Genomic DNA, 12,142 nt, shown 5'->3' with positions numbered 1-12,142 from the left:
CTCGAACGCGTTGGCGGCCTTCTTCACCTCCTCGGTCAGCTGGGCGTAGGTGTACGTGCGGGCGTCGCCGGGCCGGGCCAGCGGGATGCCGGGCCGGTCGATGCGGTGCGGATCTTCGTCCTCGTTGCCGGTCATGGTTGTGGCGATCTCCCCCGGCGCGACGGAGTTGACCGTAATGCCGTGCCGGCCGAGCTCCAGCGCCATGTTCTTTACCAGCCCGCCGAGGCCGTGCTTGGCGGCGTCGTAGGGGGCCGCCCCGATCATCGGCTGGTGCTCGTGCACGCTGGTGACCGCGATGATCCGGCCGCCGCGGCCGGCCGCAGCCATCCGGCGCGCGGCGCGCTGCATGCACACGAACGCGCCGTCCAGGTCGGTGGCGACCACTCTCCGCCACGTCTCATAGTCCAGCTCCAGGAACGGCTCCGAGGCGCCCGTGCCGGAGTTGTTGACGAACACGTCCAGCCCGCCGAGCTGCTCCGTGAGCGAATCGACCACGTCGCCGCAGCCGGGCAGGTCCGTGGTGTCCAATTGGGCGACGGCGGCGCTGCGGCCGAGCGCGCGGACCTCCTGCGCCGTCTCCTCGGCCCCGGCTTCGTCCGAGTGCCAGGTGATGCCGACGTCCAGCCCGGCCCGGGCCAAGGCGACGGCGGTGGCCCGGCCGATGCCGGAGTCGGAACCGGTGACGATGGCGGTGCGGGGCGTGAACTGTTCCATGCGCCCTATTGTGGCGAAGAACCGGCCGCTTGCCAGCCCCTCCGGCCGCCGGGGCCGCTAGGCGACGGTCATTTCGCCCATCAAGTCCCAGTCGTCGCCCTCGACCTGGCGGCTGATGATCCGCGGCGTTTCCTGCAGGTACTGCGGCTGCTCCTGCATGGCCTTCTTAAAGTGGTCGCTCTTCACGTGTGCTTCGGCCGCGTCGTCCCGGAAGGCCTCCACCAGCACGTACTCATTGGGGTCCTCCACGCTGCGCGACCAGTCGAACCACAGGTTGCCCGGCTCGGCACGAGTCGCCTCGGTGAACCCGCGCACGAGTTCGGGGAAGTTGTCGGCGTACTCGTCCTTGACCTTGAACTTGACCACAATAAAAATCACGCGGCATCGGCCTTTCTTCTGTTGGGGTGTCTTTTCATCCTGTCATGCACAAAATCGACTACTCAACTGACGCCCTTTTCGACGCTGAGAAGGCCGCTTATTGAATAGTGGACGGGGGTAACCGCCAAACGGGGGTCACCGGCCAACGGGGTAACCGCCAACCGGGGGTTACCGCCAAGGGGAGACGAGGTCCGGATGAGGGGAGGTCAGCGGGCCGGACCGCCGGCGAGCGCCTGGGCCGCGGCAATATAGCGCCGCGTGACCAGCCGCTGGGCGGCCTCGGCCACCGGCGCGCCTGCCCGGTAGAACCAGTTGGCATGCCGGCTGAACGCGAACACTTCGAAGACCACCCGCCCGCTCCCCTCCAGCACAGCCACAAAGCCTTCCTCCCCCGACTCCGGATGCCCGGGCAGCGTGCCGTAGCCGAAGCCCGTCCGGGTCGGCGTCCGTTCCGTCCACACCACGCGGCACGGGATGGCGAGCCGCAGCGGCCCGGCTCCGAACCCGGAGACCATCTCCACGCCTTCGGCGGCCACCGGCTCCGTGGCATCCACCCGCAGCCCGGCCAGGCGATGCACTTCCCACCCCATCAGCCCCTCGGTCAGCCGGTGAAAAGCGTCTTCCCCCATGCCGACGCCGATCCGCTCGTCGACGACGCGGTATCCCGGCGGCGCGGTGCGCCCCCGGGTCAGCCCCACGCCGTCGTACGTCAGCGGAACCCCGCCCAGGTCCTTGGCCCTCACCCCTCAGTCCTGCCGCGCATCGTCGCCCCGGGCCAGGCCCATCCAGCCCAGCATCTCGCGGTCGCGGCGCGGCAGCGATGCCACCACCAGGTCGTAGGAGTCCTCGATCATGTCGCGCAGCATGTCGTCGGGCAGCCCGCCGTCGCAGCGCACGCCGTTCCAGTGCGTTTGTTCATGTGATAGGCGCCCGTGATCTCCGGATGCGCCGCGCGCAGCTGCTGCGCCAGCACGGGTTCGCACTTGAGGCTGATGCTCAGCCGCGGCGCCTGCAGGTCCGAGAGCGCGAACATCTTCGCCGCCCGCCCCGCCGCCCGGACCTTGAACACCGACGACTCGGGCCCAAACGGGAGTCCTCGAACGCCCCGGGCAGGGACAGGCAGAATGCGCGCAGGGCGGTTGCGTCCATAGGTACGAGCCTACTGCTCCCGGCCCGCGCCGGGGGAGAACCACCTGCGGCCTCCGGGCCGCGTCCCGCCGCGTCCGGCGCCGGTGCGCGGCGGCAACTTCGGTGGCAGGATGGTTTCACAGTTGTTTCACGGGGAACGACGGCGGAGCTTCCGTGCCGCCGGCGGGTTTCGGAACGGGCGACGGCTTTGGAGAGGAGACCCATGGCAGACACCGGCAGGGAAGCGAAGCGGGCGGCCGGCAGGGCGAAGGACAAGACCGAGGACGCCGCCAATTCCAAGGTGTTCGAGCGGGTGGCTCGGTTCGGCTACGTGGCCAGCGGCCTGCTGCACGTGCTGATTGGCGCGATCGCGCTCCGGCTCGCCTTCGGCGGAGGTGGCGAGGCGGACCAGTCCGGCGCAGCCTCAAGCCTGGCGCAGCGCCCGGGAGGACAATTCCTGCTCTGGGCGGGCATGCTGGGCGCCGCGGCGTTGGCCCTGTGGCAGGTCAGCGAAGCGGTGTTCGGCGGACGCGGCCGGGCTGACAAAAAGAAAAAGTGGGGCTACCGGGCGAAGTGCGTGGGCCTGGCCATCGTGTACGGGGCGATAGCGGTGACTTTCGGCAGCTTTGCCCTGGGCTCCGGCAGCAACAGCAGCGAGAGCTCGCAGGACGCCAGCGCCAAGCTGATGCAGTGGCCGGGCGGTGCCGTTGTGCTGTTCCTGATCGGCGCGGTGATCATCGGGTCCGGCGTCTACTACGTGTTCAAGGGCCTGACCAAGAAGTTCCTGGGCGACCTCAAACGGCTACCCCCGGGCAGCACCGGCACGGCCGTGACCTGGCTCGGCATTGTCGGTTTTGTCGGCAAGGGGCTGGCGTTGTTTGTGCTCGGGCTGCTCCTGGCAGTCGCCGCTGTGCAGAACGACCCGCAGGACGTGAAGGGCCTGGACGGCGCGCTGAAGGCGCTGCGTGACCAGCCGTTTGGTTCGACGGCGCTGTCCGTGGTGGCCGTCGGGCTGATCTGCTACGGGCTGTATCTGGGTGCCCGGGCGCGCTACGCCAAAATGTAGCGCGCCCGGCCGGCCCTACTCCGTGGAGACCGGCGTCAGCACGTCCTTGACCAGCGGATCCTCCGTGGTGCGCAGGTACTCCTCCAGCCGCGGATCGGAGAAGATCTCGATCAGCTTTTTACTCTCCGCGCTGTCCTCGAACTGGGTGCCGATCACCAGGCGGGAGGCGAATGTCTTCGGCGCCGCCGGGAACAGGATGCCCTTGTCGCGGCCGATCTTCCCGGCGTCGAACTGGGAGACGTAGCCGATCGCAGCATCGACTGAGTCGAGCATCCGCGGCATCGCCAGCAGGTCGGCTTCCTTCAGTTCGAAGCCGCGCGGGTTACCGGTAACGTCGCGGATTTTTGCCGTTCGCGGCTCCACCGCCGGATCCAGCTTTAGCAGTCCCTCCCGCTGCAGCAGCCACAGCGCCTGGCCCTGGTTGGCGGCGTCGTTGGGCAGCAGCAGCACCGCCCCGCGCGGCAGGTCTTCCACCGAGCCGTAGCGGGTTGAGTAGAGGCCGAAACCCCACTGGTACAGCTCCACCGTCGGCGTCAGTTCCAACCCATTGGCGTCGGCGGACTGCTGCATGTACCACTGGTGCTCGAAGATGGTGGCGTGGAACTGCCCATCGGCCACCGCGCGGTTGGCTTGAACCGGGTCCTGCAGGCCTACTGCCTCGATCTCCACGCCGTAGTCGGGGGCGATTTCCTCGGCGACGAACTTCAGGATCTTCTCCTCCCCCGCCATCGCCGGTTCAAAGTGGACTTTCAGCGGCGAGGTGACCTCGCCGCCGGAGGCCGCGACAGCCGGCCGGGACTGCTGCTGCACCAGCAGCAGTCCCAGGACCAGTGCGACGACGGCGGCAAGGGCGGCAATGCTCCACGGCAAGGCGGTGGTTTGCTTGCGCAGGGTGAAACCGTGGTCGTGGCCGGACCCGGCGGAAGGGGTGCTCATGATGTAGTGCTCCTGTTGGTCAGTTGCTAGGGGCGCAGCAGCGCGCGGGAGATTCGGTCGCCGGCAAACTGCACCAGCTGCACCGTGATGATCAGGACAACGATGGTGGCCGCCATGACATGGGTGTCGAACCGTTGGTAGCCGTAAGTGACGGCCAGGTAGCCGATGCCGCCGGCGCCGATGGTTCCGGCGATCGCCGAGTATTCGATCATCGAAATAGTGTTGAGCGTGACCGCAGACGTCAGGCCGGGCAGGGCCTCGCGCAACTGCGTCTGGCGGATGATCTGCCCGGCGGAACTGCCCGTGACCAGCCCGACGGCCATGTTCTCGCGCGGCAGATCGTTGAGTGCATTCTGCACCAGCCTGGCGAAGAACGGAATGCCGGCCAGCGTCATCGGGACCACGGCTGCCGCGATGCCGATGGTCGTTCCGGTAACCCACTTGGTCAGCGGGATGATGGCGGCCATCAGCACCAGGAACGGGAGCGAGCGGCCCATGTTGACGAGCCAGCTGAGCGTGCCGTGCAGGCGCGGCCGCGGGAACAGGCCGCGGCCGTCCGTGTTGTACAGCAGCACGCCTGTGGCGCCGCCGACCAGGATCACCATGAGCATCACGATGCCGACCATCGCCCAGGTTTCGCCGTAGGCCGGCAGCAGCAGCGCGGGCAAGTCTGCCCAGGGCGTGTCCAGACCGACGGCGGCGGTTTCTGCCGGCTTCATGCGCGCACCCCGATTTTCTCGTTCCTTGCGTCTTCCTTCACGTCCGACGGCGGCGTTGCCCCCGCGTCCGCGGCACGGTAGCGTGCCTCTGCGGTAAGGCCCAGGCTGGCCAAGTAGGCGCGGACATCGGCCTCCGGACGGCCGGCAATCCCGATGTCGGCACGGCCCAGCACCGCTTCGCCGTGGGCTTCCACCGAGCCGCCGAGCAGCGCCACGCGTACACCGAGGCCGGTGGACAGGCGGGACATCCACTCCGGGTCCACCGGCCCGTGCCGGTACGAGACGGACAGCGCGTAGTCGAAGCCGGCCGGCAGCGGGAGGGCGCGGATTGGCAGCAGTTGGCGGCCGGCGGCGGAGGCCGGATCGGCCACCAGGGCGCCGACCGGCCCGTACTCCGCCACGCGACCGCCGGCGAGCACGGCCACCTGGTCGGCGACGTGGCGCACCACGTCCATCTCGTGGGTGATCAGGATGACCGACAGCCCCAGTTCGGTGCGCACGTCGTCCAGCAGGTCCAGGATCTGCTGCGTGGACTCCGGGTCCAGGCCCGACGTCGATTCGTCGGAGAGCAGGATCCGGGGGCGCAGTGCCAGCGCCCGGGCGATGCCGACCCGCTGCTTCTGGCCGCCGGACAGCTGGCCGGGGTAGGCGCCGGCCTTCTGCAGCAGGCCCACCCGGTCCAGCAGTTCGGCCACACGGTCCTCCATCTGCGAGTGCACCACGCCCAGGTTGCGCAGCGGCAGCGCCACGTTCTCCGCCACCGTCATCCGGCGCAGCAGCGCCGAGTGTTGGAAGATCGTGCCGATGGCGCGGCGTTCGCCGCGCAAGGCCTGCCCGGACAGGGCGGAGAGGTCGCGGCCGTCCACCAGCACCTGGCCGGAGGTCGGTTTCTCCAGCAGGGAGATGCAGTGGGAGAGGGTCGTCTTGCCGGCGCCGGACGGGCCGACGACGGCGGTGATCGCCCCCTGCTCGATGGTCAAGTCGATGCCCTTGAGCACCTCGACCGTCCCGCGTCGTGTGTCGTAGCTCTTGTGCAGATTGCGGATTTCAATCATTGCGGACCGCCCGCGGCAAAACTTTTCATGCTGCTCCTGAAGGTCAGGGAGCCCCGCGGCACAGCCGATCACGGCGCGCCGGCATGGCGCGGCCGGTTCCGGCCCGCCCGGGTTCTCCATCGGTTCTGGCGGTAGCACCGTGCGGCATTTGCCGGGGTTGCTGCGGCGTCATCGAGCCAGATCTCTCGGCCGCTCTGGATGGTTCTTGCCGACGGCGGTGCCCGCCCCCTGAAGGGGCGGCGCACCGGCGTCGTTGTTAGCTGGTTCTGTTCGTGCCCAGGCTTAGTCGACCAGCGCGTTCTGCAGGCGGAAGCCGGCCGCCCGGTGGCTCTCCGGCAGCTTGTCGCCGCGGCCGAAGAGCTTGTTGCGCAGGGTCCCCGGCGCGTACTGCGTGGGGTAGGCGCCCAGCTTCTGCAGCTCCGGCACGACGAATTCCACGATGTCCTCGAAGGTGCCCGGGGTGATCGCGTAGGCCAGGTTGAACCCGTCCACGTCGGTCTCGTCGACCCACTCCACGAGCTTGGCGGCCACCTCCGCGCCGGAGCCGACGGTGATCGGGCCGAAACCGCCGACGCCGACCCATTCGGCCAGCTGGCGGATGGTCCACGGCTTGCCGCTGTCGCCGGACGCCTTTTGGAACGTCTCCACCGAGGACTGGATGGCATTGGACTTCACGTTCCCGCCGATCACGTCGTCCGGGCCGTAGGTGGAGAGGTCAATGCCCATCCAGCCGGAGATCAGCGCCAGCGCGCCGTTAATGTCCGCGTAGGACTTGTAGTCCTCGAATTTGGCCTGCGCGGCGGCGGTGTCCGGTCCGGTCACCACGGTCTGCATCGCGTAGATGCGCACGTCGTAGCGGTCGCGCCCGGCAGCTTCCACGGCGTCGCGGATCTTCTTCACGGATGCGGCGAGCATCTCCTTGGTGGGGCAGGTCACGAACACCGCCTCGGCGTTCTCGGCGGCGAACTCGGTGCCGCGCTTGGAGGCGCCGGCCTGGAAGATGACCGGGGTGCGCTGCGGGCTCGGCTCGGTAATGGCGATGCCGGGAACCTTGAAGTACTTGCCCTCGTGCCGGATCTCGTGGACCTTGGACGGGTCGGTGAAGACGCCGGTCTCCGCGTCCTTGACCACGGCGTCGTCCTCCCACGAGCCCTCGAGCAGCTTGTAGATGACCTCGAGGTATTCGTCCGCGTGGTTGTACCGCTCGTCGTGCTCCAGCTGGTCTTCCTGGCCCATGTTGCGCGCCGCCGAGGGCAGGTAACCGGTGACCACGTTCCAGCCGACCCGCCCGTTGGTCAGGTGGTCCAGCGTGGCCAGGCGACGGGCGAACGGGTAGGGGTGCTCGTAGGCGGTGCCGGCGGTGACGCCGAAGCCGAGGTTCTCGGTCACCGCGGCCATCGCCGAGACCAGCATGAACGGATCGTTCACCGGGACCTGGGTGCCGGCGCGCAGCGTCGTCTCGTTGGACGAGCCGAACACGTCGTAGGTGCCGAGCACGTCGGCGATGAACAGGCCGTCGAAGAGGCCCTTTTCCAGCACCTTGGCCAGATGGGTCCAGTAGCCGATGGTGTTGTAGGTGGCGGACTTGTCCTGCGGGTGGCGCCATAGTCCGGGCGACTGGTGGCCCACGCAGTTCATGTCGAAGGCGTTGAAACGAATCTGGCGCCGGGGGTTGGGCTGCGGGTTGTTCACGGTCATGTCAGGCTCCTTTTCTGATGAGAAGAGCCCGCGCCGGCCCTCCGTCGGGCATGCGGCTGCCAACGGAAGACCAACGAGAGATCGAGCTTCTCCATCGGTCCTGGCGGTAGCACCTTCCTCAGGGAGGGGGTTGCTGCGGCGTCAACAAGCCAGGTCTCTCGGCCGCTCTGGATGGGTACGTCTCCCATTGGACACCTTGGGGTGCCGGAAGGGAAATGTCCTGCGTCACGCGGGGTAAGAATTACGACGCCGGTGTGGCTCCTCTCGGCGGGGCTCCCGCCGGAGCTGCGGCGCGGCAACCGTCACGGTTGGGGCGCAGCCCGGAGGGGGCCGTACTTGCCGGGCACGGTGTTGTGCGCGGCCGGATCCTCATCTGGGGCACCCCGCTACGGGAGAGGGTTGCCGCCCAACCAGCCAGAGCTTGTCGTTGGGACTCTTGATCTCGGAGTCGAGTATGCCGGGGCCGATCCGGCGCAGGGAACCACGTGACAGGCCGTGACCTTCCGGGGCGTAATGTTACGGGCGCCTCATCGTGCGGGCGGGCCGCGTCGGGCGGGCACCGAGCTCACCCGACCTAAAGGCCGAGGCGCGGGGCCTCGATCGCCGGGCAGGTATCCATGACGACGTCCAGACCGGCCGCCTTGGCCCGTTCCGCCGCGGCTTCGTCGACGACGCCCAGCTGGAGCCACACCGCCTTGGCACCGATTTCGATGGCCTGGTCCACCACCGGGCCGACCTTCTGGGAGTTCACGAAGCAGTCCACCACGTCGATCTCGCCGGGAATGTCCCCGAGCTTTTGGTAACCGGTCAGGCCGAGGACGTCGTCGCCCTGCAGGTTGACGGGGACGACTTCCATGTCCAGTTGGTCCATCAGGTACCGGGAGATGCGCATGGCCACCCGGTGCGGGTTCGTGGACAGGCCGACGACGGCCCAGCGGCCCGGCGTGCTCAGCAGCCGGTAGACGGCCTCGGGGTCATTTTGGTGTGCCATGGCGCCACCCTACCTGCGACTCTTCGGCACCGGAACCGTCGCTGGTCCTCTCCCCCGCAGCCGCCCTCATCGAGGAGTCAGCTGGCGCCCTCAAACCGTCGGTTTAGGGGCGCCAGCCGAATAGTCGATGGTTTGGGGCTAGCCAGCCAACTGGGCCGCCGCTGCGTCGGCGTGCTCCGCCACCCAGTTCCCCACCAGGTCGAGCAGTTCAGCGTCCACGGGCTCGCGGATCTGGCGCTTGTAGTCGGAGAGGGCCGGGGCCTTCGGGTCGCGGCGCAGCAGGTGCGACAGGTCCTCGATCTTCCTGGTGGTCACCGGGCCGGGAACGGTGGCCGCGATGATGTCCAGGTCGGCCGGGTCCACCTGCACGTCCTTGGCTCCCGTGACAGCCAGCACCGGCACCTGCAGGCGCTCCAAGTTCGGAACGGGGTCGAAGTCGAGGAACTCCCGGTGCCAGAGCGCGTTGATCTTGCGGCCCTGCATGCGCACCACGTCCTCGGTGGTGGTGCGGAGTTTTTCCACCGATTTCGCCTGCATCTTGACCAGGTCCTGGCGGAGGAGCTTCAGCAGCAAGCGCGGGAATGCGGGCAGCGAGTCGCTGATCTGGGCTGTCTGCCATCTGCCTGTCTCGAAGCCCGTCTGTGCCGAGGCCGAAAGCAGCACAGCCCCATCCACCCGTGTGCCGGGATCGGCCGCCACGGCCGCCGCGTGGTAGCTGCCTTCGCTGTGGCCGACGAGGAACACCGGCACGCCCGCGGCCTTTTGGGCGGCCATCCAGCGGAGGGCGGCTGCGGCGTCGTCGGTGTTCTGACGGAAACCGGCCGCCCAGAAGGTTCCTTCCGAGCCGCCGGTACCGCGCTTGTCGTAGCGCAGGGACGCGATTCCGTGGCCGGCAAGCGCCGCCGCCAGGTCTCGGCTGATGCCCAACGGCATCCGTTTGTGGTCGGCATTGCGGTCGATCGGTCCGGAGCCGGGCAGGATCAATGCCGCGCCGCGGACCGTTCCGGCCGGCTCGGCCCAGGTCCCCGCCAGCTCAACGGTCCCGGACGGGAAGGCGACCACTTCTTCGGTGAACGGCTGACCGGCGGGCAGGCCGGCGGCGGCACGGATCCGGGCCGCAACATCCTCGGCGTCGGGAAGCGACACAACCACCCGGGCGTACTTTTGCCCGTCCAGGTCCAGCTGCACCGCCGGGGTGCCGCGGCGGGCGACGGCGAGGGTCTTGCCGCGTCCGCGCCAGGTTCCCACCCGGGTCCGTCCCGGGATCGCAAGCCCGGGAGCGCGCAGGCCGTGGACGCCGTCGAACGCGTCCGCGAGCACGCGCACGGAGGTCACCGCGGACAAGGGGAAGCGCTGGTCGCCGAGCAGCCCCGCGATTTTCTCGAACCGGTCCAGCTCCAGCAGAACCTCCTTGTTCCCCACCACTATCGCCGCCACTGCGACTCCCTTCGGGTCGTTTATTGCTCGTGTCTTGGTCGTTTGGTCGCGGCTTGCCTGCCGGACAGTACGATTATTATCAGTTGTGGGAACAATGTCAACTGTGAGAACGTTGAGCCATGTCCTCCTCACCGAGCGCCGACCTGATCCTGCACCCGGTACGCCTGCGGATCGTCCAGGCGCTGCTGGGCAACCGTGAGCTGACCACGGCGGAGATCTCCGCCGAACTTCCCGACATTCCCACCGCGACGCTCTACCGGCACATCGGCACGCTTTCGAAGGCCGGCGTGCTGGCGGTGGCCCAGGAGAGGCCGGTTCGCGGCACCACCGAACGAACCTTTCGGCTGGACGTGGCCAGGAGTTCGGTGGCCGAGGATGACCTTGCCTCCATGACGGCCGATGACCACCGGCGCGGCTTCATGACCTTCGTGGCCGGGCTGCTGGGGGCCTTCGACCAATACATCGCCGGGGGGAATCCGGACTTCGTGCGCGACGGGGCCGGCTACCGGCAGACCGCCCTCTGGATGACGGACGAAGAGTTCGAGGAATTCACCTCCACCATCAGGGCCGCCGCAGAGAAGGTGGCGGCCAACGGCCCGGAGGAGGGGCGGCACCGCCGCCTGTTCTCCACGGTCCTCATCCCGGCGGATCCGCCCGCCTGATCGCCCGGCCCGCTTGTCCGCCGGTCCCGCACCGGGAGCAACGTCCGACGTCGGCGGCCCATGGGCGGGAGGAGGCACCGGCGCCGGCGCCTCCCGAACGAACGGAGGCACCGCCGTCGTGATGACCCGGGAGAGCGGCCTTACGCGTCCCAGCAGAGGCAGAAGGGGTGTCCGGCGGGGTCGGCGTACACCTGGAACCCCGAGGCGGCCGCCGGGTCATCGGCCGGCTTCAGCAGCTTGGCGCCCAGCGAGGTCGCCTGTTCATGGGCGGCCGCGAGATCGTCGATGTAGAGGTCCAGATGAATCTGCTGCGGCGTCCCGTCCGGCCAGTCGGGCGGAATGTGGTTGGGTGCAAGCTGGAATCCCAACCGCGGTTCGCCGCCCACTAAGACCGTGTGCCAGTCGTCTTCGGCCTCGACCGTCCCGTCCAGGAGGCTGGCCCAGAACGTGCTCTCCGCCGCGAGGTCGGCGGCGTCGAATACGATGATCTGTCGGCTGTTTTTCATGCGGTCATCCTGCCAACGCGCCGAAGTTGCGTCCATGGATAGCCGTGCCGCGGTTGTCTCGCCGGCCGGTTCCCCCACGAGCGGGTCGCGCCTGTGTTACGGCAGAGTGTCGTCGCTCCTTTGTTACGGGTCATTATTACGGGCGGTTTGCCGGGAGCGCCGCGGGTACCGTTTAGTTAGTGGTGACCATCCCGAGCGGCCGAGAGACCTGGATCGACGACGCCGCAGCAACCCTGGTCACCGGAAGCCCACCCAGGCTGCCGGTGATAACGAGGTGACAAGCCACGGGTACGGCCGGCGAAAGCCGGGCCGCACGGCTTGATCCGTAGGGTGCTACTGCCAGGATCGATGGAGTGATCCAATGACTGCAGTACTGTCGTCGTCCCGCCAGTCGGCTCCCACTTCCGCTGCACCCGCGGCGCGTTCGGACGCCGCCCTGGCCGTTTCCTTCCGCCGCCTGAACCGCACCTTCGGCACGGGGGCCCAGGCCCACACCGTGCTGCGCGACGTGAACTTCGAGGTCCGTCCCGGCGAGGTGCTCGCCATCCTGGGCCCGTCCGGCTGCGGCAAGTCGACCTTGCTCCGCGCCGCCGCCGGCCTCGACGCCCCCAGCGCCGGCGCCGTGGAAATCGACGGCACGCCGGTCCAGGGCATCGACTCCCGCTGCGCCGTCGCGTTCCAGGAACCCCGGCTGCTGCCGTGGCACACCCTGCAGGCCAACGTAGCCATCGGCCTGCCCAAGAGCTCCAGCGCCAAGCAGGGCAAGTCCAAGGTCGCCCGGCTGCTGGACCTGGTCGGCCTGGCCGCCTTCGCCAAGCACCGGCCGCGCGAGGTCTCCGGCGGCATGGCCCA

13 protein-coding genes, 1 pseudogene and 3 riboswitches are annotated in these 12,142 nt (G+C 68.7%); of the genes and pseudogenes, 3 read left to right on the top strand and 11 right to left on the bottom strand.

What is annotated here, in order from left to right; all coding sequences use genetic code 11:
* The 4 genes and pseudogenes from AC5RV2_RS09340 to AC5RV2_RS09325 all read right to left on the bottom strand — a co-directional run.
* The coding region (locus tag AC5RV2_RS09340; RefSeq protein WP_494092101.1) for an SDR family oxidoreductase at positions 1-714 on the bottom strand (714 nt) is incomplete at its 3' end.
* 57 nt (positions 715-771) lie between these two features.
* The gene (locus AC5RV2_RS09335) at positions 772-1,092 is read right to left on the bottom strand and encodes a putative quinol monooxygenase (RefSeq protein WP_494092100.1); all 321 of its coding nucleotides are present in this window, start codon (positions 1,090-1,092) and stop codon (positions 772-774) included.
* A gap of 206 nt (positions 1,093-1,298) precedes the next feature.
* Positions 1,299-1,835 carry a DUF1990 domain-containing protein gene (locus tag AC5RV2_RS09330; protein ID WP_494092099.1) on the bottom strand — a complete coding sequence of 179 codons (537 nt, stop codon included), beginning with the start codon at positions 1,833-1,835 and terminating at the stop codon, positions 1,299-1,301.
* Between the two features lie 3 nt (positions 1,836-1,838).
* Positions 1,839-2,241: pseudogene (locus AC5RV2_RS09325) on the bottom strand (MmcQ/YjbR family DNA-binding protein).
* A 202-nt stretch (positions 2,242-2,443) separates the two neighbouring features.
* Here AC5RV2_RS09325 and AC5RV2_RS09320 point away from each other — a divergent pair.
* Entirely contained in the window at positions 2,444-3,286 is an 843-nt protein-coding gene (locus tag AC5RV2_RS09320) for a DUF1206 domain-containing protein (RefSeq protein ID WP_494092098.1), read from the top strand.
* A 15-nt stretch (positions 3,287-3,301) separates the two neighbouring features.
* Here the strand turns inward: AC5RV2_RS09320 and AC5RV2_RS09315 are convergent, their stop codons facing one another.
* The 6 genes from AC5RV2_RS09315 to AC5RV2_RS09290 all read right to left on the bottom strand — a co-directional run bounded on the left by AC5RV2_RS09315 (position 3,302) and on the right by AC5RV2_RS09290 (position 10,122).
* On the bottom strand, positions 3,302-4,222 hold the full coding sequence (locus AC5RV2_RS09315; protein WP_494092097.1) for a MetQ/NlpA family ABC transporter substrate-binding protein: 921 nt from the start codon (positions 4,220-4,222) through the stop codon (positions 3,302-3,304).
* Between the two features lie 26 nt (positions 4,223-4,248).
* Positions 4,249-4,941, bottom strand: coding sequence for a methionine ABC transporter permease (locus AC5RV2_RS09310; protein ID WP_494092096.1), 693 nt, complete (start codon positions 4,939-4,941; stop codon positions 4,249-4,251).
* A complete protein-coding gene (locus AC5RV2_RS09305) occupies positions 4,938-5,996 on the bottom strand; it encodes a methionine ABC transporter ATP-binding protein (protein WP_494092095.1) in 1,059 nt (352 codons plus the stop codon). Before AC5RV2_RS09305 ends, AC5RV2_RS09310 begins: the two co-directional genes overlap by 4 nt.
* Positions 5,997-6,109: 113 nt before the next feature.
* A riboswitch (SAM riboswitch) is annotated at positions 6,110-6,201 on the bottom strand.
* A gap of 77 nt (positions 6,202-6,278) precedes the next feature.
* Positions 6,279-7,694, bottom strand: coding sequence for an LLM class flavin-dependent oxidoreductase (locus AC5RV2_RS09300; protein WP_494092094.1), 1,416 nt, complete (start codon positions 7,692-7,694; stop codon positions 6,279-6,281).
* 88 nt (positions 7,695-7,782) lie between these two features.
* Positions 7,783-7,872: riboswitch (SAM riboswitch) on the bottom strand.
* A 149-nt stretch (positions 7,873-8,021) separates the two neighbouring features.
* A riboswitch (SAM riboswitch) is annotated at positions 8,022-8,136 on the bottom strand.
* A 132-nt stretch (positions 8,137-8,268) separates the two neighbouring features.
* Complete coding sequence (locus AC5RV2_RS09295; protein ID WP_494092093.1) at positions 8,269-8,685, bottom strand: CoA-binding protein; 417 nt, start codon at positions 8,683-8,685, stop codon at positions 8,269-8,271.
* Between the two features lie 138 nt (positions 8,686-8,823).
* Positions 8,824-10,122 carry an alpha/beta hydrolase gene (locus AC5RV2_RS09290; protein ID WP_494092092.1) on the bottom strand — a complete coding sequence of 433 codons (1,299 nt, stop codon included), beginning with the start codon at positions 10,120-10,122 and terminating at the stop codon, positions 8,824-8,826.
* A 119-nt stretch (positions 10,123-10,241) separates the two neighbouring features.
* Here AC5RV2_RS09290 and AC5RV2_RS09285 point away from each other — a divergent pair, with 119 nt between their 5' ends.
* Positions 10,242-10,784 (top strand): helix-turn-helix domain-containing protein, encoded by a 543-nt coding sequence (locus AC5RV2_RS09285; RefSeq protein ID WP_494092091.1) that lies wholly within the window; start codon positions 10,242-10,244, stop codon positions 10,782-10,784.
* Positions 10,785-10,924: 140 nt separating this feature from the next.
* On the opposite strand, the gene AC5RV2_RS09280 is transcribed toward AC5RV2_RS09285, so the two are convergent.
* Complete coding sequence (locus AC5RV2_RS09280; RefSeq protein ID WP_494092090.1) at positions 10,925-11,290, bottom strand: VOC family protein; 366 nt, start codon at positions 11,288-11,290, stop codon at positions 10,925-10,927.
* Positions 11,291-11,651: 361 nt separating this feature from the next.
* On the opposite strand from AC5RV2_RS09280, the gene AC5RV2_RS09275 reads away from it, so the two are divergent.
* The coding region (locus tag AC5RV2_RS09275; protein ID WP_494092089.1) for an ATP-binding cassette domain-containing protein at positions 11,652-12,142 on the top strand (491 nt) is incomplete at its 3' end.

The organism is Arthrobacter sp. Y3225116, assembly GCF_059091245.1.
This window is presented reverse-complemented; position numbering and strand designations above follow the sequence as displayed.